The 22,245-nt window shown below is 67.8% G+C and carries 24 protein-coding genes; 18 read left to right on the forward strand and 6 right to left on the reverse strand.

Going from position 1 to position 22,245, the window contains the following annotated elements; all coding sequences use genetic code 11:
* Positions 1–8 precede the first annotated feature (8 nt).
* Genes V3B30_RS00215 through V3B30_RS00230 form a run of 4 tightly spaced genes read left to right on the forward strand, consistent with a single transcriptional unit; the run spans position 9 to position 2,893 of the window.
* Positions 9–785 carry a helix-turn-helix domain-containing protein gene (locus tag V3B30_RS00215; RefSeq protein WP_100472820.1) on the forward strand — a complete coding sequence of 259 codons (777 nt, stop codon included), beginning with the start codon at positions 9–11 and terminating at the stop codon, positions 783–785.
* A 19-nt stretch (positions 786–804) separates the two neighbouring features.
* On the forward strand, positions 805–1,548 hold the full coding sequence (gene modA, locus V3B30_RS00220) for a molybdate ABC transporter substrate-binding protein (RefSeq protein WP_100475207.1): 744 nt from the start codon (positions 805–807) through the stop codon (positions 1,546–1,548).
* Between the two features lie 3 nt (positions 1,549–1,551).
* Complete coding sequence (gene modB, locus V3B30_RS00225) at positions 1,552–2,235, forward strand: molybdate ABC transporter permease subunit (protein ID WP_100472817.1); 684 nt, start codon at positions 1,552–1,554, stop codon at positions 2,233–2,235.
* Complete coding sequence (locus V3B30_RS00230) at positions 2,225–2,893, forward strand: ATP-binding cassette domain-containing protein (RefSeq protein ID WP_262082403.1); 669 nt, start codon at positions 2,225–2,227, stop codon at positions 2,891–2,893. The genes modB and V3B30_RS00230 overlap by 11 nt, the downstream gene beginning before the upstream one ends.
* A gap of 105 nt (positions 2,894–2,998) precedes the next feature.
* On the opposite strand, the gene V3B30_RS00235 is transcribed toward V3B30_RS00230, so the two are convergent.
* From V3B30_RS00235 to V3B30_RS00260, 6 genes are all read right to left on the reverse strand, one after another.
* Positions 2,999–4,528, reverse strand: coding sequence for a sulfite reductase flavoprotein subunit alpha (locus V3B30_RS00235; protein ID WP_262082404.1), 1,530 nt, complete (start codon positions 4,526–4,528; stop codon positions 2,999–3,001).
* Positions 4,525–4,953 (reverse strand): PAS sensor domain-containing protein, encoded by a 429-nt coding sequence (locus tag V3B30_RS00240; RefSeq protein ID WP_005409905.1) that lies wholly within the window; start codon positions 4,951–4,953, stop codon positions 4,525–4,527. The genes V3B30_RS00235 and V3B30_RS00240 overlap by 4 nt, the downstream gene beginning before the upstream one ends.
* A gap of 136 nt (positions 4,954–5,089) precedes the next feature.
* Positions 5,090–5,563: a hypothetical protein gene (locus V3B30_RS00245; RefSeq protein ID WP_049423001.1), complete on the reverse strand. Its 474-nt coding sequence runs from the start codon at positions 5,561–5,563 to the stop codon at positions 5,090–5,092.
* Between the two features lie 380 nt (positions 5,564–5,943).
* Positions 5,944–6,525, reverse strand: coding sequence for a hypothetical protein (locus V3B30_RS00250; RefSeq protein ID WP_262082405.1), 582 nt, complete (start codon positions 6,523–6,525; stop codon positions 5,944–5,946).
* 220 nt (positions 6,526–6,745) lie between these two features.
* Positions 6,746–7,060 (reverse strand): AzlD family protein, encoded by a 315-nt coding sequence (locus V3B30_RS00255; protein ID WP_005409898.1) that lies wholly within the window; start codon positions 7,058–7,060, stop codon positions 6,746–6,748.
* Positions 7,057–7,788 carry an AzlC family ABC transporter permease gene (locus V3B30_RS00260; protein WP_014037422.1) on the reverse strand — a complete coding sequence of 244 codons (732 nt, stop codon included), beginning with the start codon at positions 7,786–7,788 and terminating at the stop codon, positions 7,057–7,059. Before V3B30_RS00260 ends, V3B30_RS00255 begins: the two co-directional genes overlap by 4 nt.
* Before the next feature lie 127 nt (positions 7,789–7,915).
* Between V3B30_RS00260 and V3B30_RS00265 the strand changes: the two genes are divergently transcribed.
* The 14 genes from V3B30_RS00265 (at position 7,916) to V3B30_RS00330 (ending at position 22,070) form a co-directional block, all read left to right on the forward strand.
* On the forward strand, positions 7,916–8,380 hold the full coding sequence (locus V3B30_RS00265; RefSeq protein ID WP_005409896.1) for an Lrp/AsnC family transcriptional regulator: 465 nt from the start codon (positions 7,916–7,918) through the stop codon (positions 8,378–8,380).
* A 504-nt stretch (positions 8,381–8,884) separates the two neighbouring features.
* On the forward strand, positions 8,885–9,565 hold the full coding sequence (locus V3B30_RS00270) for a TonB C-terminal domain-containing protein (protein WP_100472802.1): 681 nt from the start codon (positions 8,885–8,887) through the stop codon (positions 9,563–9,565).
* Between the two features lie 16 nt (positions 9,566–9,581).
* A complete protein-coding gene (locus V3B30_RS00275; RefSeq protein ID WP_094001013.1) occupies positions 9,582–10,112 on the forward strand; it encodes a sigma-70 family RNA polymerase sigma factor in 531 nt (176 codons plus the stop codon).
* A gap of 69 nt (positions 10,113–10,181) precedes the next feature.
* The gene (locus V3B30_RS00280) at positions 10,182–11,162 is read left to right on the forward strand and encodes a DUF4880 domain-containing protein (RefSeq protein WP_262082406.1); all 981 of its coding nucleotides are present in this window, start codon (positions 10,182–10,184) and stop codon (positions 11,160–11,162) included.
* Between the two features lie 58 nt (positions 11,163–11,220).
* The gene (locus V3B30_RS00285) at positions 11,221–11,772 is read left to right on the forward strand and encodes a hypothetical protein (protein WP_262082407.1); all 552 of its coding nucleotides are present in this window, start codon (positions 11,221–11,223) and stop codon (positions 11,770–11,772) included.
* Positions 11,773–11,916: 144 nt separating this feature from the next.
* Positions 11,917–12,474, forward strand: a complete 558-nt coding sequence (locus V3B30_RS00290) for a hypothetical protein (protein ID WP_238381579.1) — start codon at positions 11,917–11,919, stop codon at positions 12,472–12,474.
* 57 nt (positions 12,475–12,531) lie between these two features.
* Positions 12,532–12,969 carry a type II secretion system major pseudopilin GspG gene (gene gspG, locus V3B30_RS00295; protein WP_262082408.1) on the forward strand — a complete coding sequence of 146 codons (438 nt, stop codon included), beginning with the start codon at positions 12,532–12,534 and terminating at the stop codon, positions 12,967–12,969.
* 9 nt (positions 12,970–12,978) lie between these two features.
* Positions 12,979–13,884 carry a type II secretion system minor pseudopilin GspK gene (gspK, locus tag V3B30_RS00300; protein ID WP_262082409.1) on the forward strand — a complete coding sequence of 302 codons (906 nt, stop codon included), beginning with the start codon at positions 12,979–12,981 and terminating at the stop codon, positions 13,882–13,884.
* Entirely contained in the window at positions 13,881–15,044 is a 1,164-nt protein-coding gene (gene gspL, locus V3B30_RS00305) for a type II secretion system protein GspL (protein ID WP_100472784.1), read from the forward strand. Before gspK ends, gspL begins: the two co-directional genes overlap by 4 nt.
* Positions 15,041–15,568, forward strand: a complete 528-nt coding sequence (gspM, locus tag V3B30_RS00310; RefSeq protein WP_100472781.1) for a type II secretion system protein GspM — start codon at positions 15,041–15,043, stop codon at positions 15,566–15,568. Before gspL ends, gspM begins: the two co-directional genes overlap by 4 nt.
* On the forward strand, positions 15,565–17,946 hold the full coding sequence (gspD, locus tag V3B30_RS00315) for a type II secretion system secretin GspD (RefSeq protein ID WP_315973616.1): 2,382 nt from the start codon (positions 15,565–15,567) through the stop codon (positions 17,944–17,946). Before gspM ends, gspD begins: the two co-directional genes overlap by 4 nt.
* Entirely contained in the window at positions 17,943–19,376 is a 1,434-nt protein-coding gene (gene gspE, locus V3B30_RS00320) for a type II secretion system ATPase GspE (RefSeq protein ID WP_100472775.1), read from the forward strand. Before gspD ends, gspE begins: the two co-directional genes overlap by 4 nt.
* 7 nt (positions 19,377–19,383) lie before the next feature.
* Positions 19,384–20,583, forward strand: a complete 1,200-nt coding sequence (gspF, locus tag V3B30_RS00325; protein ID WP_262082411.1) for a type II secretion system inner membrane protein GspF — start codon at positions 19,384–19,386, stop codon at positions 20,581–20,583.
* A 311-nt stretch (positions 20,584–20,894) separates the two neighbouring features.
* Positions 20,895–22,070, forward strand: coding sequence for a substrate-binding domain-containing protein (locus V3B30_RS00330; protein ID WP_262082412.1), 1,176 nt, complete (start codon positions 20,895–20,897; stop codon positions 22,068–22,070).
* The last annotated feature ends 175 nt before the right edge of the window (positions 22,071–22,245 follow it).

Genomic DNA, 22,245 nt, shown 5'->3' on the forward strand with positions numbered 1-22,245 from the left:
CTGCCTCAATGTCTTCAACTCCGCCTACCCAGGGCCGCCTCGGCCGGGCCACGCCGAATCCCGCTGCCGCCGATGACGGCGACGCGCTGCATTTCTGCAGTACCTGTGCATTTTCCGATGCCTGCATGTCGCAGGGGTACGACAAGACCGCGCTGGGCGACCTGCACGTGCTGGTCGACCACGTCGGTCCGTTCCATGCGGGTGACTACATCTTCCGCGCCGGCGAATCGTTCGATTCGATTGCTGCGGTGCGCGCCGGCATGGTCAAGACCTTCGTCGATGACAGCCAGGGCAACGAGCAGGTGCTGGGCTTCAGCCTGCCTGGCGAAGTGATCGGCCTCAACGCAATTCACGGTTCGCGCTTCCCCTGCAATGCGGTGGCGCTGGACACCGTGCACCTGTGCCGCATCTCGTTCCCCAAGTTGAGCCTGCTGGCCACGCGCATGCCGGGGCTGCAGGCCAAGCTGTTCAGCCTGCTCAGTGCGGAGATCGGCAAGGTCGCCACGCTGGCCGCCAACCACCGTACCGAAGAGCGCATGGCTGCGTTCCTGCTGGACATGTCCGAGCGTTACGCGCGGCGCGGTTTTTCCGCCACGCGTTTCAACCTGACGATGGCACGTACCGAGATCGCCAATTATCTGCGGATGGCGCCGGAAACCGCCAGCCGCGTGCTGCGCCGCCTGAGCGATGATGGGATCATCGCGGTGAAGCAGCGTGAGATCCTGCTGCTGCAGCCCGAGCGTCTGGCGGCGCTGGCGGTGGCCGACGAATCTGATCCGAACTGAACCTGGCCGGGAGCCGATGATGAAGCGCGCTGGACTGTTGTTGCTGGGACTGCTGGCCACGCTGCCGGCCTGGGCGGCCGAGCTGACGGTGTCGGCGGCCTCCAGCCTGACCGAGAGCTTCCGCGAACTGGGCGCTGCCTATGAGAAGGCGCACCCGGGTACCAAGGTCGATTTCAACTTCGCCGCCTCTGGCGTGCTGCTGCAGCAGATCAGCCGTGGCGCGCCGGTGGACGTGTTCGCGTCGGCCGATGAAACCACGATGGACCAGGCCCAACAGCAGGATCTGCTGGCGGTTGGCACCCGCGAGGTGTTCGCGGTGAACGCGCTGTGGGTGGTGGTGCCGCCGCAGGCCAAGGCCGCGCCGCGTAGCTTGAAGGACCTGGCCGGTGCCGGCGTGCAGCGCATCGCACTGGGCAACCCGGACAGCGTGCCGGTCGGCCGCTATGCCAAGGGCGCGCTGCAGGCAGCCGGTCTGTGGCCGTCGGTGCAGGGCAGGATCATCACCACGCAGAACGTGCGCCAATCACTGGATTACGTGGCGCGCGGTGAAGTGGATGCCGGCTTCGTCTATGCCACCGATGCGCAGGCGATGCCCGACCGGGTGCGCCGCGCCTTCGTGGTGCCGGTGTCGGGGCGCATTGCCTATCCGCTGGCGGTGACCAAGGCCAGTGCGCAGCCGGCCGAGGCCAAGCGGTTTGCCACGTTCGTGCGTTCGGCGCAGGGCCAGGCGATCCTGGCCAGGCATGGGTTCGGCAAGCCCTGAGGCATGGATCTCGACTGGAGCGCACTGGGGTTGTCGCTGAAGGTGGCCGGCTGGGCCACTGCGATCAATCTGGTGCTGGGCGTTGCTCTAGGCGCGCTGCTGGCGCGCCGTCGCTTTCCCGGTCGCGAGCTGCTGGATTCGGTGCTGACCCTGCCGATGGTGCTGCCGCCGACCGTGCTGGGTTATTACCTGCTGGTGCTGATCGGCCGCAACGGACCGATCGGTGCATGGCTGCAGTCGTGGTTCGGCATCAACCTGGTGTTCACCTGGCAGGCGGCGGTGATTGCTGCGGCGGTGGCTTCGCTGCCGCTGGTGTTCAAACCGGCGCGCGCGGCGTTCGAGGAAGTGGACGGTCAGCTGGAGCAGGCCGCACGCACGCTCGGTGTGTCCGAAGCGGCGGTGTTCTTCCGCATCACGTTGCCACTGGCCTGGCGCGGCATCCTTGCCGGCCTGTTGCTGGCGTTTGCACGCGCGATGGGCGAGTTCGGCGCCACGCTGATGGTGGCCGGCAGCATTCCGGGCCGCACGCAGACGCTGTCGATCGCCATCTACGAAGCGGTGCAGGCCGGTCAGGACGGCAAGGCCAATGCGCTGGTGATCCTGACCTCGGTGGTGTGCATCGTGATCCTGCTGCTGGCCGCGCGGCTGGTGGGCAGGCGTCGCCGGGAGCTGCGTGATGTGGCTTGACCTGCAGGTACAGCGCCGACTGCAGGCGGCCGGCCAGAGTTTCGTGCTGGACGTGGCGTTGCAGTGCACGCAGCGGCAGGTGGTGCTGTTCGGACCCTCCGGCGCGGGCAAGAGCCTGACCCTGAAGGCAGTGGCCGGGTTGCTGAGGCCAGGCCAGGGCCATGTGCGCCTGCAGGGGCAGACGTTGTTTGACGGGGCGGCAGGCGTGGACCTGCCGCCGCAGCGTCGGCGGCTGGGCTATGTGTTCCAGGACTATGCGTTGTTCCCGCACCTGAGCGTGCGCCAGAACGTGGCGTTTGGATTGGAGAAGGGCTGGCTCAATCCGCGCGCCGGCCAGCGCTGCGAGGCGGTGGAGCAGTGGTTGCATGCATTCCGTATCGACACCGTGGGCGATCTGCTGCCCTCGCAGGTCTCCGGGGGACAGCGTCAGCGTACCGCCCTGGCGCGTGCTCTGGTGACGCAGCCGCAGGCGCTGCTGCTGGATGAGCCGTTCTCCGCGCTGGACCATGATCTGCGCCAGCACCTGCGGCAGGAGCTGGAGACCGTGCTGGACACCACCGGCATCCCGCTGCTGTTGATCAGCCACGATCCGCAGGATGTGGCGATGTTCGGCCATCAGGTGGCGCGCATGGTGGATGGCCGCATCGTCGGCGGTTGATCCGTGATGGTAGTGCCGGCCGCTGGCCGGCAACCGTGGAATCCGGGGCAGCCGGCCAGCTGCCGGCTCTACTGATCCAGGGTTCGTGCGGTCCAGTGGAATGGATCAGTACAACTCGCAGTGCGTGCGGCCTTCACCTCGCAGCGCGTCCCAGTGCCCTTCGCCACTGATGGCATCGATGGCCTCGCGCACCGCGCCTTCCAGGTGGCTCTTGTTGCCGCACAGGTAAAGATGCCCGCCGCGGGCCAGCACATCGCGCACTTCATCGCCGCGCTGCTGCAGCACATGCTGCACATAAACCTTTTCGGCGCCATCGCGCGAGAACGCCGTATGCAGGCCGGCCAGCACACCACGCGTGTGCCAGTCCTGCAGCTGGTCGCGATACAGGTAATCGTGCTGGCTGTGCTTCTCGCCGAACACCAGGTGCACTTCGCGTTGGCAGGCGGTGGCCTGCAGTTCCTGCATCAGGCCCATCAGCGGCGCGATGCCGGTGCCGGTGCCGACCAGCAGAAGGGGAGCTTCGCCGGTATCTGGCAGATGGAAGCCGGGATTGGAGCGGCAGTACACACGGGCATGGTCGCCGCCGTGCAGCAGGCTGCCGGTGGCAGTGCCGAAGCGCTCGCGGCCGCGCAGGGTGTAGCGCACTTCGCGCACGCACAGGCTCAGCTGGTCGTCGCAGGGGTGCGAGGCGATGGAATAGGCGCGCGGCAGTCGCGGTGACAGTAGTTCGCGCAGCCGGGCCAGCGGCACGCTGTCCGGCGTGGCGTGGTCCTGCAGCACGTCCAGCACGTCCAGCCCGTGCAGGTAGGCTTCGAGCTCGCGCTTCTGGCTGACCTTCAACAGGCCCTTCAGCACCTCGCTGCCGCCGAGCTTGGCCAGTTCGCGCAGCACGCCCTTGCTCAGCAGGCGCAGCTCGCGGTCATGCAGGGCGGCCACGGCGGCGGTGTCGCGGTACCAGGTGGCCAATGCCTGCAGCAGGGCAGGGTCGTTCTCGGGTACCACGTGCAGGGTGTCGCCCGCGCGGTAGGCCATGCCGCTACCGGCAATGTCCAGCTGCAGGTGCCAGGCGGCCGGGTCGCTGCTGTTCAAGCGGCGGCGTTCGAGAATGGGCGCGGCAAAGGCGTTGTCTTCGCCATAGGCGGTGACCTGCAGGCGCAGGTCCTGGCCAGCACTGAGGTCGCCATCCAGCACCTGGCCGAGGACCGGCTGCCATTGCTGGAAGAACTGCTCGTAGCCCAGGTCGGCATCCACGCGGTGCAGCAGCGGCTGCGCCTGGCGCTCGCTCAGCGCCGCATCCAGCGCCTTGGTGAAGCCACAGAAGCTGGGGTAGCCGGTGTCACCAAGGCCGAACACCGCATAGCGCAGGCCGCTCAGCGTCGGAGTCTGGCGCAGTGTTTCGAAGAACTGCTCGCCGTTGGCCGGCGGTTCGCCATCGCCGAACGAGCTGGAAATCGCCAGCAGCACATCGCCCTGGCCGAGGCTGGCCACGTCGATGTCATTGAAGGGGAGCACCTGCGGCGCGTGCGGCTGCAGGTCCGCGCCCAGGCGCTGGGCCAGGGCGCGGGCATTGCCCGACTCGGACGCGAAACCCACCAGCAGGCGGCTGAAGGGCGTACTGGTCGGGAGGGCGTTCACGCGGCCTCGTAGAAGTCGTCGAACTTTTCCTTGCTGAACTCGACCAGGTCGTAGTTCTGCATCAGGTCGTTCACCACGCGGCGGATGCTGATGTACGAGGTGATGTTGCCGTCGGCGTCGAACAGTGGCTGCACGGTGGTGTCGACCACGTAGAGCACGCCGCCCTTGCCGAGGTTGGGCACGATGCCGGTCCAGGTCTTGCCGGCCTTGATGGTGTCCCACATGTCCTTGTAGACCGCCTTGGGCACATCCGGATGGCGCACGATGCTGTGCGGCTGGCCGATCAGTTCCTCGCGGGCGAAGCCGGTGAGCGTGCAGAACAGGTCGTTGGCGTAGGTGATGTTGCCCTGCAGGTCGGTGGTGGAGATCACCATGACGTTCTGCATGGCGTTCAGCAGCTGGGCGTTGTCGGGGGTGTAGCTCATCGCAGGGTCCTTGTGGATGCCGGTAACGCCGGCGTGTTCGGTTCCTGCATAGAAATACGCCCGCACGGCGGCGGGCGGTTTGACATTGATCAAGTAGGTGGCGCGATGGCCTGCGACCGGGTGTCGCAGGGGGCGTTCACTGCTGCTGGGGAAAGCCGATCGTCTCGTGGCAATGCTGCACGAGGTGGCGACCTCCCTCATTGATGTGCAAGATGTCTGCGCCACCGAAGAACCGCAGCAGTGCTGCCCCGGTCGTACTGCCCGCATGCGCGGAGCGCCTGGCTGCGGATGGCAGGAACGGATCAGCTCGCGGATCATGTCCGCCAGGCAGATCCGCACGTGCAAGGGCGCCTTCGATCACTAGCTGGGCACATGCGCCTGCCAGATAGGCGTCTGGTTCCCGCTGCCGGCCGCGCCGCGGCTGCCCTGACAATGCGGTGGCGATATGCTGGAACTCATGGGCGGTGGTGGCGATCACGTGCCTGCGCAGCGAGTCGGTATCGGGGCCGGAGGGAAACCAGAAACTGACCATCTGGCCCTGCGGCTCTGGTCCTGGCAGCTGTCGCCAGATGCCGCCTCCGTCACTTACGATCGTGAGCTGATAGCGCATTGGTGTCCGTTCCTGCCCATTGGCCTGGAGCGGCAATTCAGCGGATCGTGCGGCGGCCTCGCAGAGCCGCGACGCCTGCATGGCTGAAAGCGCTCGATCTGCCCAGAGGACTCGAGTTGCGACGGATGACCTCCTGCACTCGATGGATCGATTGGGATACTCCGAGCTTTCCGGGCCGGGTAGCACCGATACTGTGCTGATCTTCAGATGCGAGAAAGGGCCTCGCAGCAGGGTGGCATACCCTCCATCGGGACTGACCAGGTTCCGGGGAGGCAGCTGGAGGGATTGGCACGCACTTGTGGCCAGAAGCATTGCCGCCAGCCCAGCATAGTGCCCGAGGGCGGGGTCTGGTTGGGTACGCCTGGACTGGCGGCGCTGCATCAGGGGGTCAGCCCGCATTGATACGGCGATGGATATTTCGTACAGACTTGAAAGTCCGAGACTGAGGCCGCCTTGGTGGCTCCGCCGTATCGAGAGGCCGCCGCGATGGTGTTTGGTCCAGGGGCTGCACCTACATCGAATGTTGCGAGGTCGTACCTCAACTCGGTCGCTGGACCGGACGCAGATGCGGCCCAGGCGTTCGCATCATCCGGATCGACAAGCCGGAGGACGGTTCCTGTTCGATGCCATTGGAACTGCTTGGCGGCGATGGTGGCTCCTTGCCGGGCATCAAACAACAGCAGGGTTACAGATCCATTGGCTGGGAAGGCTATGGATGAACCCGAGACGTCGATTTCGAACTGCGCGGCATCTGGTACTTCTGATGTCGACGCCAGCAGAACTCGCTCGAACCAAGGTAGGCCATCGCGTTCGCCTACGCCGATCTTGCCTCCAATCCTGCCTTCTATCCGGCACTTCTTGGTTTCTTCGCACGATGCGCTCAACTGCCACTCCATCGGCCCGCAGCCAGCAGAGACGAGGGTGATACCGACAGCTGCCACGACAACTCGCAGATTGCTCATTGGTAATCTCCACGTTGGACGTCGATTGACCGATCAGCTCAACCTGCTGATTCGGCAGTCGATCCGTACCGGATCAGGCTCGATCAGGCAATCGGAAGTGTTTCAAGGACCTCTGGTAGCTGGCTCCGGGCCTCATTCGACGCGCCAGACACATGCGCAGGTCGCGCCAATGGCGACACTTGCGCCTACAGTCACACCACGTGGGGAACTCGCGGGCGCATCAGCCCATCAGATAGCGCAGCACGCCGGCCGAGACCACGCCGATCAGCACCGTCGGCAGCATCGACAACCGCGTGGCGGCCAGCAGGGTGATCGCCAGTGCGGCCAGGTCGGCGGGCTTGTCGGCGACGAAGTCGGGCGCGATCACCGAGATCAGCACGCAGCCCGGCGCGGCTTCCATCACCGTTACCGCGCGCTTGCTCAGCGTGCGGTTGCGCAGGGCGAGGAAGCCGACGATGCGGGTCAGGTAGGTGGCGGCGGCCATCAGCACGATGGTCAGCACCGAGGTCCAGTGGATCAGGCCGTTGAAGATCATGCTGCGTCCTCCGCCAGCAGCCAGGCCGCGGCCAGGCCCGCCAGTGCGCCGCTGGCCACGTACCACGCACCCGGCACCAGCAGGTAGGTGGCAGCGGCCACCACCAGGCTGACCAGCCAAGGCCGCGCGGCCTTCATGCCCTGCCACATGCCACGCAGCAGCACCAGGAACACGGCGGGGAAGGCCATGTCGAAACCATAAGCGTGGATGTCGCCCAGCATTGGCCCAACGATCGCGCCCAGCGCGGTGCAGGCGACCCAGACCGTGTACAGGCCTGCCGACACGCCCAGGTAATAGGCCAGGCTGAAGCCGAGCGCACGGCGCCGTGCATCGGCCACGCCCATCGCCCAGCTCTCGTCGCACATGAAGAACAGCGCCGGCAGCACGCGGCGGCGCGGCAGGTGCTGCAGCAGCGGGGCCAGGCTGGCGCCCATCAGCAGGTGGCGGCTGTTGACCAGCGCGGTGATCGCGACGATCAGCGCGATGTGCGGCGGCGAGGTCCACAGTTCGACGGCGGCGAACTCCGAGCCGCCGGCGAAGTTGAGGCCGGTCATCAGCGGCACTTCCAGGGCGCTGAGGCCTTTCTGGGCGGCCTGGGCGCCGAGCACCAGGGCAAAGGGAATGAAGCCGATCATCACCGGCACGGCGGCGCGCAGGCCGCGCAGGAATTCGGCACGCGGGGCGGTATCGCAGGTGTCGGGCAGGGGGAGGGTGGTACGGGCGTCCATGGAACGGCACAACGAAGTGGGGGTGGCCCATGCTAGCGGTCCGATCGCGAAATCGGGTTGCGTTGATGCCACTCGATTCGGGAATATTGAGATTCCATGCGGCCAATGTCGCCAACGGTGAAATCCCATGCAGTACCAGCTCGACAACCTTGATCGGCGCATCCTCGACGCCCTGCAGCGTGACGGACGCCTGCAGAACCTGGAGCTGGCCCGGCAGGTCGGCCTTTCGCCCTCGGCCTGCCTGCGGCGGGTGCGGCTGCTGGAGGAGGGCGGCTACATCGACCGCTATGTTGCCCTGCTGAATGAGGCCAAGGTGGGACGTGGCTTCACGGTGTTCGTGCGGGTGTGGCTGCGCGGGCAGGACGAGGACACGACCAATCACTTCATCAACAGCATCAAGTCTTTCCCGGAAGTACTTGAATGCCATCTGATGGCGGGGGACTGCGATTTCCTGCTGCGGGTGGCGGTGGCGGATCTGGATGCCTACCGGCAGTTCCAGATGCAGCACCTGAACCGGATTGCCGGGGTGCAGAACACCAAGACCGAGATCCCGATGCAGCGGATCAAGCAGACGACCCAGTTGCCGCTTTGAGGGATGGGGGTTGTGGCCGGGTTGCACCCGGCACCCGCAGAGGCAACGGCCGGAGCAACAGCGTGCATTCCGTGGGACGGCGGGGTAGGTCCGGTTGCAGGGGACGCTGCAAGTACGTCCATGTAAGCTCGGTCGCCGCATCCATGCGGCTCACGCCCCCGCAACCGGACCCACCCCGCCTTCGACAGATTTCCGCGATCTGTCGGAACGGCATGAGCTGCTCTTGGTGGGTGTCGACCTTGGTCGACACGATTTGGTCGGCACGGGGTCAGATCCCGTTGTTGCGCAACGGGCTCTGACCCCAGGCGTGACGTGGTCTGTTCGATTCATTGATGCCCGATGCGTGACTGGCTTCATGGCGCCAGTCACGCCGCCAGCCGTGGGCGGCGGTCATCGCAATGACATGTGACCCCGGTACGGTTTGAGCCCGCTTGCTGGTCGCGCGCGGGCCGGGTTCCGGTCGTGGGCGCGTCCACTGCAGCTGCTGTCGCTGCCGAGGGTCATGTGTTCTACGTCAGGGGGCTGAATGGACACCATGCGGTCAGAACTTGGAAGGTGGCCATCGCCGCATGGCTGCTGCTGTCCTCTGCCGCTGCCGCGCAGGACGGTGTTCATGCCTACGATATCCCTGCGCAGCCGCTGGAACAGGCGGTCGAGCGCTTCAGTGTCATCAGCGGGTGGTCGGTGATGTACCCGGGCGACCTCGCCGCGGGCCGCAGCAGCCATGCGCTGCGCGCCAGCCTGATGCCGCTGCCTGCGTTGCAGATGCTGCTGCAGGACACCGGCATCGAAGCCGAGGTGATCGGCGAGCAGCGCGTGGTGCTGCGCCGGGGAACGTCCTCGGCCGCCGAACCCGGTGTTGGCGTCGATCTTCCCGAGGCCGAACGTCGCCGCCGCTATGGCGGCCTGCAGCAGCGCCTGCGCGCGGCGTTCTGTGACGACCCTGAGATCGCGCCCGGCCGCTATGCCGCAACCCTGCGCTTCCGCGTCGACGCCGAGGGCCAGGTGCAGCAGCCCGAACTGCTGTCCGGTAGTGGCAGTGCCCGCCGCGATGCGCGCCTGCTGCAGGCGCTGCAGGGCCTGGTGCTGGCGCCCGATGCCGCTGCGCTGCCGCAGCCGGTGACGCTGCAGATCCGTCCTTCCGGCACCGACCACGACTGTGGCCGGCGCGCGCCCCTTCCATGACTTCAAGGATCCGAACATGAGCAACGGTACGGCTGGGGCAGTTGACCTGATGGACCACCTTCTGGGGGCCTACGACGAGCTGAAGCGCCGCTTGGTGCGCAAGCTGGGCTCGGAAGAGCTGGCCGGCGACGCGCTGCAGGACACCTGGATGCGCCTGAGTGCGCGCCGTGACCGTCTGGATGCCGTGCAGAATCCCGCGGCCTACCTGCTGCGCATGGCGATGAACACCGTGATCGACCGCCAACGTGCCGACCACCGCCTGCTGAGCCTGGAAGAGGTGGATACGCTGATGGACATGGCCGACCCGGCACCGGGCCCGGCGCAGGTAGCTGAGCTGGACTTCGCGCTGGAAGACATGGTCGGCCTGCTGCAGCGCATGCCCGAGCGTCGTCGCCGCATCCTGCTGGCGATCCGCGTCGACGGCCTGCAGCAGCGCGATGTCGCCGATCACCTGGGCGTGTCGCTGCGGCTGGTGCAGCGTGAGCTGAAGGCGGCCCAGGACTATCTGGCCGAGCGCAGCGGGCAGGGGCGCCAGGTGCGGTTCTGAGCGGCGGCATCCGTCTACACTTTGACGCCGAGCAGAACCCCGCAGCGTGCGGGTCCGGCATGAGTCCCCATGGATCCTGACGATCGCCCGCAACGCCCGCTGGATGCCGTCGAGCGTCAGGCCCACGCGTGGGTGGTGCGGCTGACCTCGGGCGAAGCCACTGCCGCTGATGCACGCAGGTTTCGTGCGTGGTGCGAGGCCGACCCCCACCATCGCGAAGCGTTCGGCCGGGCGCGCCGGCAATGGGAACAGGTACGGCTGGCCGGCGAGCAGCTGCCCGCCGCAGCACGGCAGCCGGTCGCGCCGACGCCGGCCCAGCGCTGGAGCCGGCGCGCCTTCCTGGGCGCCGCGATTGCTGCGCCAGCCAGCCTGGTGCTGGTGGCGGCGATCCGCCCACCGCTGGGGCTGTGGCCGTCGGTGACGGCCATGGCGGCCGATTTTCACACCGGCACCGGTGAACGGCTGCAGATCGCGCCCCTGCCGCAGTTGAAGATCGAACTGGATACGCAGAGCAGCCTGCGCCGCCGTGCGGACGCGCAGGGCGAAGGCTTCGAGCTGGTGCAGGGCCAGGCCGCAATCGAAACCGAGGCTGGCCTGCGCCTGGCCTTGTTCGCGGGGCCAGGCTGCGTGATTGCCGAGGAAGGTGCGGTGCGCCTGGACGTGCGCAATACCCATGGACAGGTACGGGTGACCTGCCTGCAGGGCAGTGCCCGCATCGAGCACCCACAGGGCCGCCTGCAGCTGCAGGCGGGCCAGCAGACCCAGTACGACGAGCGCCTCAGTGGCGTGGTGGCCGAAGCCGTGGCCTCGGAAGTGAGTGCCTGGACCGAAGGCATGCTGGTATTCCGCCGCGCACCGCTGCGCGAGGTGGTGGATGAAATCAACCGATACCGCCGCGGCAAGGTACTGCTGGGCGAATCGGCGTTGGCGCGTGCCCCGGTCAGTGGCCGCTTCCGCATCGATGATCCGGACGCCGCGCTGGAGCAGCTGCGACTGACGATGTCGCTGGATCTGCGTCGCTTTCCGGGTGGCATTGCCGTCCTTGGTTAGGTGAAGACGCTGGCTGCGCGCGCCGCGCGGGGCTGTTGCAAGCACGGAGAAGCCAAGGATGCGCAACGAGACCATCGGTGTGCTGGATCTGCGCCGCAATCTGTCGGCGTTGCTGGAAACCACCCAGCGACGGCCTTTGATGGTGCACCGCTACGGCTCGCCATGGGTGTGCGTGGTGTCTGACGCACAGTGGCAGCAACAGGCTGTGCTGCTGGACTTCGATCCGCAGTCGCACCCGCTGGCGATGCTGCTGCGCCTGCAGCAGCAGGTGCTGCCGCTGGCTGAAACCGGTGCGTTGCCGCCTGCGGCGCTTGCACGCGCACTGCTGCTGATGGGCATGCATGGCATCGACGGTCTGGCGCAGTTGCACGAGCAGGTGCTGCACCACCGGCTGTGGCACTGGTTCGTGGCGGGCACCCGCGGCGTGATGGACGGCTGGCAGCTGCCGGCGCTACGCATTGCGATGGCGTCATGGTGCGATGACGTGGAGATGACGGGTGCGCTGGCTGCGTTCGCCACGCGCAGCGACGTGGCGGTATTGGCCCGGCGCTGCGGCGGCGACGCACCGCGCCTGCTGCGCGAAGCCTGCAGGCGGATGACGCTGCGATGACGGTGCCGATGAAGCACCACCCAGCGCACAGAGTTGCATTCGCGCTGTCGCTTCACCTGCCTTGCTGACGTCTTCTCCAGAGTACGACGCACCACGCGTCGCGGAGCGCGGGCGACGCAGATGGCAGACAGTCGCAGGATCAGCATGCTGGAGCTGGATCGCCACCTGAGCCAGTCACTGGAGCAGGCGCGGCACACGCCCTTGAACGTGCAACGTTACGGGCATTCCTGGGTATGGGTGCTGTCCAGTGATGCCTGGGCGGAAGCGGCGCGCTGGGCGGCGCTGGACAGCAGCGCGCATCCGCTGGCGGCGCTGCGAAGCGCGCTCGATCTGCAGCTGCGGCCCTGGCCGGAAGCGGCCATGAACGCGCTGCCGCTTGAGGCGGGCGATGCGCGGCTGCTGCAACGCGCGGCCCTGCTGCTGGTCGTGCGTGACCTCAACAGTGCGCAGCGCGTCTATGACGACCTGCGCTACCACCAGGCCTACCGGATGTTCATCGGCCTCGACCACGGCACCGCGTGGTCGCCGATGCAGTGCGTGCGCCTGCTGCAGGCGTGCGCGCATCCGCTGGTGCGCGGCTGCATCGACGAAACGCTGGCCAGCGTGCCGCAACACCTGTTCGACGCGGCACGCGCGCAGGCGGCCCCTGCGCCCGCGCAGGCACATGCGCAGCGAATTGCCGGCGGATGTTTATCGTACTGACACATGCACCGCTGACCATGGCGCAGCGGTCTCTTCCAGGATGACGAGGGCGGAACAATGGCAAGGCAGGTTCGTGGTCGCAGGGCTCGGCAGCAGGGGTTCAGCCTGATCGAAATCATGGTGGTGGTGGTGATCATCGGCATCCTCGCCGCATTGATCGTGCCGCGCCTGATGGACCGCCCTGACCAGGCGCGCGTGGTCGCGGCGCGGCAGGATATCGCGGCATTGATGCAGGCGCTGAAACTGTTCAGGCTGGACAATGGGCGCTATCCGAGTGCCGAGCAGGGCCTGCAGGCACTGGTGAAGCCGCCGCAGGGCAGCGGTTCGATGCCGGTGACGCCGTATCTGGATCGCCTGCCGAATGACCCGTGGGGCCATCCGTACCAGTACCAGATTCCCGGAACCCATGGCGACATCGACGTGTTCTCGCTGGGTGCGGACAGCAAGCCAGGTGGCGACGCCGGGAACGCGGATATCGGCTCCTGGCAGCTGTGAGGCGCGCTGATGGCAACCCGGACACGTGCGGTCCCGTGCACCCGCCAGCGTGGCATGGCGGTGATCGTTGCGCTGCTGGTGGTGGCACTGGTGGCGGTGATTGCCACCGCGCTGCTGACCCGGCAGTCGGCGCAGCTGCGCGCGCTGCGTAGCGACCAGTTGCGTGCGCAGGTGCGCATGGCGGTCGACGCCACGCTGGAGCGTGCGGCGCAGCAGCTGCGCGAGGATGTGCGCGAGCAGTTGACCACGGTACGCAGCGGGCGCTGGGCGCGTCCGCTGACGCTGCAGGCGCCGTTGCCGGTGCAGTTGCAGCTGGTCGACGCGCAGTCGATGTTCAACCTGCGCAACCTGCTGGCGCATGGCCGGCCGGACCCCGAGGCGCGACGCGCGTTCATCGCGTTGTGTGCCGGGCAGGGGCTGGGCCTGGGCGCCTGCGCATCCGCGGCGGACCACATCCAGGCGCGCCTGCGCGACGGCGGCATGCAGGCGCAGGCCCCGCTACCGAGCGAATCGCTGATCACGCAGGCACTGGCCGGTGCCGATCCGGTGGCACTGCAGGCGCTGGCGCGACGCACCGTCGTACTGCCGGCGCAGACCCTGGTCAACGCCAACACCAGCGACCTGAGCGTTCTGCAGGCAGTGACGCCTGCGGTCGAGCCGGCGCGGCTGCAGGCGCTGCTCGGTGAGCGCGACGGTGGCCGTTGGTTGCTCAACCGCGGCGACATCGCCAATCGGCTGCAACTGAGCAACGAACAGATGGCCATGCTTCCCTTGGGCATCCATAGCGAGTGGTTCCTTGCGGTCGGCCAGGTGCAGGCCGACGGCAGTGCGGTCGAGTTCCGTGCGTTGCTCTGGCGCGAGTACCGTGACGATGGGGCACGTGTGCAGCGAGTGTGGACGAGGATCGGTGCATGAGCGTGCAGCTACGGGTGCGCCTGCCGCCGCTGGAGCACCTGCGCGCCGACAGCGCAGTGGACTGGGTGCAGCTGCACAAGGGCGAGGTGCTGGCACACGGCCGCGACACACTGGCGGCGCTGGGCCTGCGTCATCCGAATGCGGCGGTGCGCGCCTGCCTTGATCCGCACGACCTGATCCTGCTGGAACTGCAGCTGCCGCCGTTGTCCGGGCGCCGCCTGCAGTCGGCGCTGCAGGGTGAGGTGGAGGCGATGCTGCTGGACGACCTGCAGGAGGTGGCGTTGGCCCACGGTGCGCAGGCGGCGGACGGCACGGTTCCGGTGGCCTGGCTCGGCCAGCAGGCAGTCCTGCAGGCGCAGCAGCTGCTGGCCTCGTGCGCACTGCAGCTGCAGGCACTGTATCCCACGCCATTGCTGCTGCCCTGGCAGGAGGGCCAGGCCACGCTGCAGGTCAGCGGCGAGCACCTGCTTGTGCGCAGCGGGCGCGATCGGGGCTTCGTCCAATGGTGTGGCGGACGTGACGCGTCCGCAGTGATGCAGGCCCTGGCAGTGCGCCTGCAACAGGCCGGCGCGCACGCCGTGCAGTGGCTCGACAGCGTGCCCCCGACGTGGCCGGCGAGCCTGCCCGCCACCGCCGTCGCGCATGAGCGGCAGGCCTGCGGCCCCGTGCCGGCGTGGTCGTTGCCGCTGGCTGGTACTGGCCAGCGGGCGCCCCGGTTGGCGATCGGCCTGGCGTTGGCGGCGGTGCTGCTGGCCGCGCTCGGCCTGCAGCTGCAGGTCTCGCGGTGGCGAAGTGAGGGCGAGGTGCTGCAACAGGGCATGACGCGGCAGTTCAATGCACGCTTCCCGGAGATCACCGATGTGGTGGACCCGGTGCTGCAGGCAAGGCGGGCATTGGCGGTGCCATTGCCACCGCCGCCGTTGCCGCCACTGCAACGCCAGGTGGCCAGCACGCTGCAGGCGGTCCCGGAGTTGGCGGGGCAGGTTCGCAGCCTGCATTACCAGCCGGGCCAGCTGGACATGGCGTTGGACGCCGATGCCCAGGCATTGGCCGATGATCCGCAGCGGCTCGAGCGCTGGCAGCAGGCGGTGCAGGCGCAGGGCCTGCAGCTGGCACGTGGTTCCGATGGACAACTGCGGGTGAGCGGAGCCGGACAGTGACGACCCGCACCCTGCGCTTGGGCGAGGGACTGGCCGGCCTCCGGCAGCGCTGGCAGCGCCTGCCAGCGCGCGACCGGCTGATGCTGTGGGTGATGGTGGTGGCGCTGCTGGCGGCAGGCCTGTGGTCGTTGTGGCTGGACCCCCTGCTGAAGCAGCACGCGTACTGGCAGGCCGAACTCCCACGGCTGCAGGCGCAGTCCCGCGCACTGGCGCCGCTGCTGCGGGCCCGGGAGCGCCAGCAGCAGGCCCAGGGCCAGCGCCCGACGCTGGCCAGCCTGCGGGACGGAATCAGATCCGCCGGCCTCGCCGACGGCCTGCATATCGAAGCGCGCGACGGGCGCTGGCACCTGCAGGTGCAGGCGGTGCCCGCCGATGCGCTATGGAACTGGCTGCTGCCGCTGCTGGCCGACCCGGCCATCGAGCTGCAGCAGCTGCAACTGACACGCACAGGGGATGCGAACATGCCGGCGGCACGGATTTCCGGAAACATCGTGATGGTGGCCACTGCGGGTGCCCATCCATGAGGGCGATGCGCAGCCTTGCCTGCAGTACTGCATTGGCGCTGATCGTGGGCATGGCCCACGTGCCGGCGCCCGTGCTGGCGCAGGACACCCGCGATGAGCCGGTGCAGCTGAACCTGGTGGATACCGATATCGGCGGCGTGCTGCGCATGGCGGCACGGTTCACCGGCCGCCAGTTCCTGGTCGACCCGCGGGTGACCGGCAAGATGACGGTGGTCTCCGATGGCCCGGTCAGCCGTACCCAGGCCTACCAGCTGCTGCTGGGCGCGCTGCGCATGCGCGGCTTCGCCGTGGTCGAGAACGGCGGCGTCAGCCGGGTGGTGCCGCAGGCCGACGCCAAGCTGCTCGGTGGCCGGGTGGGCAGCGGCGGTGCAGGGGGCGAGATCGCCACGCGCACCTTCGCGCTGCGCTACGAGAACGCGGCCGCGCTGGTGGCAGTGCTGCGGCCGATGATCAGCCCGGACAACCCGATCACTGCCAACCCAGGCAACAACACCCTGGTGATCACCGACTATGCCGACAATCTGGAGCGCATCGCACGGGTGATCGCCAGCGTCGACACGCCGGCTGGCATGGACACCGATGTGGTGAAGCTGCAGCAGGGCATTGCCGTTGACGTGGCGGCAATGGTCGCGCCGCTGCTGGATGCGCAGGGCGCCGAGCCCAGCCAGAAGGTGGTGGTGATGGCCGACCCGCGCAGCAACAGCGTGCTGCTGCGTTCCAGCAGCCCCGGGCGTACCCGCCTGGCACGGCAGCTGGTGGAGAAGCTGGACCGCGCCCAGGATGAATCCGGCAACCTGCATGTGGTCTACCTGCGCAATGCCCAGGCCAACCAGCTCGCTGGTGTGCTGCGCGGCGTGGTGGCCGGACAGAGCGATGCACCGGCAATGGGCAGCAACGAGGGCATCACGCCACTGCCCGGCGATGCCAACGGTTCCACACCGGCGCAGCCGTCGCAGCCGCAGCAGGCCAAGGCCGGTGGCAATGCGCTGGAATCACAGCGGCTGGACCCGAACCGCCGCGACCCGATCGACGCCGGAAGCACCGGCTTCAGCCAGAACGGCATTTCGGTGCAGGCGGACGTGGCCACCAACACGCTGCTGATTTCGGCCCCCGAGCCGGTGTACCGCAACCTGCGCCGGGTGATCGACCAGCTTGACCAGCGCCGTGCGCAGGTGCTGGTGGAAAGCCTGATCGTGGAGGTCAACCAGACCGACGCCGCCGAGCTGGGCGTGCAGTGGATGCTGGGCAATGGCCGCACCTTCGGCGGCACCCACTTTGGTGGCGCCACCGGCGGCATTGGGCTCAATACCGGTGCACGCACTACCTTGGACGTGCTGCCAAAGGATGGCCTGAAGATCGGTGTGATCGACGGCACCATCAACCTGCCCGGCGTCGGTCAGATCCTCAACATGAAGGCGCTGGCCAACGCGCTGCAGAGCAAGGGTGGCGCCAACATCCTGTCCACGCCGAACCTGATGACGCTGGACAACGAAGCGGCCAGCATCATGGTCGGCCAGACCGTACCGTTTGTCAGCGGCCGCTACGTGACCGACGGTGGTGGCGGCAGCAACAACCCGTTCCAGACCATCGTGCGCGAGGACGTGGGCCTGAAGCTGCGGGTACGCCCGCAGATCTCCGAGGGCGGCACGGTGAAGCTGGATATCTACCAGGAGGTCAGCAGCATCGACGCGCAGAGCGCCAACAGCACGGCCGGCATCATCACCAACAAGCGCGCCCTGGATACCAGCGTGCTGCTGGACGATGGCCAGATCATGGTGCTGGGTGGCCTGCTGGAAGACAGCGTCAGTCATGGCCGTGATGCGGTTCCGGGGCTGGGCAGGATCCCGGTGCTGGGCGCCTTGTTCCGCAGCGACACGCGCAAGCGCGCCAAGACCAACCTGATGGTGTTCCTGCGCCCGCACGTGGTGCGTGACCCGGCTGCCGGCCAGCGCCTGACCCGCGACCGCTACGACTACATGCGCAACGCACAGGCCGGCGCGCAGCCGGTACAGAGCTGGGCCTTGCCGGCGCTGTCGGCGCCGCAGCTGCCGCCGCAGGACCTGTCTGTACTCGGCCAGGGCAATGCGCGCGATGGCCAGGGTCAGCCGCAGCAGAGCAGCAGCCTGGCGGCGTTGTATCCGTCCGGCGACGGCGATGCGCAGCTGGTGCAGTTCGCGCAGGGGCTGGACCCGGCGCGTGCCAGCCAGGGCGTTGCGCAGGTGCGTGCACTGGGCCTGCAGGCCTATGCCGAAGCGACACCCGGCGAGAGCGGGCAACGCCTGCGCGTGCGATTGCCGCGCGATCCGGCGACGCTGGACCCGGCACTGCAGCAACTGCGCGGGCTGGGCTACACGCCGGAACTGGTGATCGGGCCGTGAGCGCCGCCGCGCCGCTGCCGTACGCCTGGGTGCGCAGCCATGGCGTGATGCTGTCCGAGGCCGGCGGCGAGCCCGTACTGCTGGGCACCGCCGAAACTGCCGCGTGGGCCGTGGCCGAACTGCGGCGCCGGCATGGCCCGCTGCCGTTCCAGGCGCTGGATGCGGCGACCTGGCAACAGCGGCTGGGTGAACAGTACCGTGACGGCGGCGATGCCGCTGCTGTGGTCGGGGCTGCTGAAAGTGAAGTGGATCTGGACCGGCTGATGCAGGACATGCCGGAGGTCACCGATCTGCTGGATGCGCAGGACGATGCGCCGGTGATCCGCATGATCAACGCGCTGCTGGCACAGGCCGCACGCGATGGCGCCAGCGATCTGCACATCGAGCCGTTCGAGACCCACTCGGTGGTGCGCTACCGGGTGGACGGCACGCTGCGCGACATGGTGCAGCCGCGGCGCGCACTGCACGCGGCGCTGGTGTCGCGCATCAAGATCATGGCGCACCTGGACATCGCCGAGAAGCGCCTGCCGCAGGACGGGCGCATCGCGATCCGCGTGGGTGGGCGTCCGCTGGATATCCGTGTCTCCACGGTGCCGACCGGGCATGGCGAGCGCGCCGTGCTGCGACTGCTGGAAAAGGATGCCGGCCGCCTGCAGCTGCAGCGCCTGGGCATGGCCGATGACACCCTGGCCACGTTCACCGGATTGATCCGGCAGCCGCATGGCATCGTGCTGGTCACCGGGCCGACCGGCAGCGGCAAGACCACTTCGCTGTACGCCGCGCTGGGCCAGCTCGACAGCAGCACCAGCAACATCCTCACCGTGGAAGACCCGGTGGAGTACGACTTCGCCGGCATCGGCCAGATCCAGGTCAACGCGCGTATCGGCATGAGCTTCGGTACCGCGCTGCGCGCGATCCTGCGCCAGGACCCGGACACCATCATGATTGGCGAGATCCGCGATCTGGAAACCGCGCAGATTGCGGTGCAGTCGTCGCTGACCGGGCATGGCGTGCTGGCCTCCCTGCACACCAATGACGCGATCTCAGCGGTAACCCGTCTGGCCGACATGGGGGTGGAGCCGTTCCTGCTGGCCTCGTCGTTGCGCGGTGTACTGGCACAGCGGCTGGTGCGGCGGCTGTGCACGCAGTGCCGGCGTGCCGAGGTGGATGGCGAAGGCCGCACCGTGTGGCGTGCGGTGGGCTGCGCGGCCTGTGCCAACAGCGGCTATCGGGGGCGCACCGGCATCCATGAGCTTTTCGTGGTGGACGATCGCGTGCGTGCGCTGATCCATGAAGGGCAGGGTGAGCCCGCGCTGCGCGAAGCGGCGCGGCATGCCGGCATGCGCACGCTGCGCCAGGACGGCCAGCGTTGGGTCGACAGCGGGGTGACCACGCTGGAAGAAATCCTGCGCGTCACGGGCGACGACTGAGGCCTGCATGGCGCTGTTCGACTACCAGGCCGCCAACGCGCAGGGCCGCATCGAGAAGGGCCAGCTGGACGCGGACAGCCCGCGCGGCGCGCGCCAGCTGCTGCGCGGCCGTGGGTTGACGCCGGTGCAGGTGAGCGCGGCGCGCAACGCCGGCAGTGGCTGGGGCACGCGCCGGCTGTCCGCCAGCGAGTTGGCCTGGGCAACCCGCCAGCTGGCCAGCCTGCTGGCCGCCAGCCTGCCGTTGGAAGGTGCATTGAGTGCGGTGATCGAACAGGCCGAGCGCCCGCATGTGGCCCAGGCACTCACCGCGGTGCGCGCCGACGTACGTGCTGGACAGCGCCTGACCGTGGCATTGGCTGCGCGGCCACGTGATTTTCCGCCGATCTACCGGGCGCTGGTGGGCGCCGGTGAAGACTCCGGCGACCTGGCACGGGTGATGGAGCGCCTGGCCGACTACATCGAAGAGCGCAATGCGCTGCAGGCCAAGGTGCTGACGGCTTTCATCTATCCGGCGGCGATCAGCCTGGTGTCGGTGGCGATCGTGGTCTTCCTGCTCAGCTATGTCGTGCCGCAGGTGGTGACCGCGTTCGTGCAGGCACGGCAAACGCTGCCGATGCTGACCCAGGTGATGCTGGCGGCCAGTGCATTCGTTCGCAGCTGGGGAGTGTGGGCGGGGCTCGGCATCGCTGCGTTGGTGGTGGCATGGCGGTTGGCTCTGCGCAAGCCCGAGCTGCGCCTTCGCTGGGACGCGATGCTGCTGCGGGTGCCGATGGTCGGGCGTTTCGTACTGGGTGTGAACAGTGCGCGCTTTGCCTCGACCCTGGCGATCCTGCTGGATGCCGGCGTGCCGCTGCTGCGTGCACTGGAAGCGGCGCGGCAGACGCTTGGCAATGCACTGCTGGCGCGTTGCGCTGATGACGTGTCCGCGCGCGTACGCGAAGGTGCCGCGCTGGGTGCTGCGTTGAAGGTGCAGAAGGTGTATCCGCCGATCCTGGTGCACCTGGTGGCCAGCGGCGAAAAGACCGGCGCATTGGCACCACTGCTGGATCGCGCGGCACAGACGATCTCGCGCGAGATCGAGCGCCGCGCGATGGCACTGACCGCGTTGCTGGAGCCGACCATGATCCTGGTGATGGGCGGCGTGGTGCTGACCATCGTGCTGGCCGTGCTGATGCCGATCATGGAAATGAACCAGCTGGTGCAGTGATGCGCAACGCGCATCACGGGTAGAGTCGACTGTTAGTCGACTGCTTCTCAAACGCACTTCGACAAGTCCAGCGCTTCGCGTGCCAGTCGACTAACAGTCGACTCTACCCGGTGGGCGTCTTCGATTCTCCACACAATCCTCCACACCTTTTTTCGATCTTCCACAGGTTTCTTAAGCGGCCTGTCATCGGCACGGACCAGCATAGCCACGTCGTCGCAGAGCGGGCTGGGAGGCCCCTGGCGACAGCAGGCGTGCAATGACCGTTCCTCCCTTGGCGTTTCCCTTCGCAGTAAACCCTTCAGGAGAAGATCATGACCAAGTACAAGACCCTGGCCGCGCTGGTTGCCACCGCGCTGCTCGCTACCGTGGGCGCCGCGTCGGCGCAGACCGTTACCGGCGGCGGTGCATCGCTGCCGGCCGACCTCTACAAGGGTTCGGCCGACAGCATCCTGCCGGCGAACTTCACCTACGCCGTGACCGGTTCGGGCACCGGCAAGAAGGCGTTCCTGGAAAACAACTCGGCGCTGTTCTCGACCACCGGCACCGTGCATTTCGCCGGCAGCGATTCGGTGCTGAGCAGCACCGAGCTGAGCACCTACACCACCAACTTCAACCAGCCGACCAATGCCAACCGCTACGGCGCGCTGATCCAGGTGCCGTCGGTGGCCACCTCGGTCACCATTCCGTTCAACAAGGCCGGTTCGGCGGTGGACCTGAGCGTGGCGCAGATCTGCGGCGTATTCTCGGGTGCGATCAGCGACTGGTCGACCATCGATGCCAACCGCAGCGGCCCGATCCAGGTGGTGTACCGCCCGGAAAGCAGCGGTACCAGCGAAATGTTCAGCCGCTTCCTGACCGCCGCCTGTGCCGCTGAGAACGCTGAAACCTCGAAGCTGGTGGGTGGCAAGTTCGCCATCAAGTCGACCTTCGCCGACCTGTACAAGCGCGATGACAACGGCGCCTTGCCGGCGTTCCTGGTGGCCGCCCCGGCCACCGGTGGCACCTCGCTGTACAACGCTGTCTACGCTGCTGACGGCCGTATCGGCTACGTCGGCCCGGACGTGATCCCGAGCCTGACCGATGCGACCAAGGTCGCCAAGGTCAAGGGCTTCTCGCCGGACCAGGTGAGCGTGCAGGCTACCCTGGACACCGTCGCTCCGCCGACCGGCGCCGCAGCCGAGGACCCCGCCAACTGGGTGCCGGTGTTCGGCAACCCGTCGGCCGGCTATCCGATCGCCGGCTACACCAACCTGGTGATCGGCCAGTGCTACAAGGATTCGAGCGTCGCCACCAGCCTGCGCGGCTTCCTGGCCCGCCACTATCCGGCGACCTACACCGTCGCGTATGAGAAGTCGATCACCGACCACGGCTTCATCCCGCTGACCAAGGCCTGGCGCGATGCGATCCGCAACCGCTTCGTGCTGGCCAGCAGCGCTGCCGGCCTGAACAACCCCAGCACCTGCTCGGGCATCGGTCGTCCGCTGTAATCCGCAGCACTGGTTGAGTCCTGCTTGACCCGACGCCGGCCTCCTGGGCCGGCGTCGCCATTTCCGCGACGGTGCCGCCACTGCAGTGTTTCGCTGTCGGCTTCGTGTCACGTGAACCGTCTATCAGGGGCAGGGCATGCGTTGCGCGTGCCTCCCCGATCGTCGCCGCAGCCGC

It is taken from the genome of Stenotrophomonas sp. SMYL41, assembly GCF_036319965.1.
Lineage (GTDB): Bacteria > Pseudomonadota > Gammaproteobacteria > Xanthomonadales > Xanthomonadaceae > Stenotrophomonas > Stenotrophomonas maltophilia_R.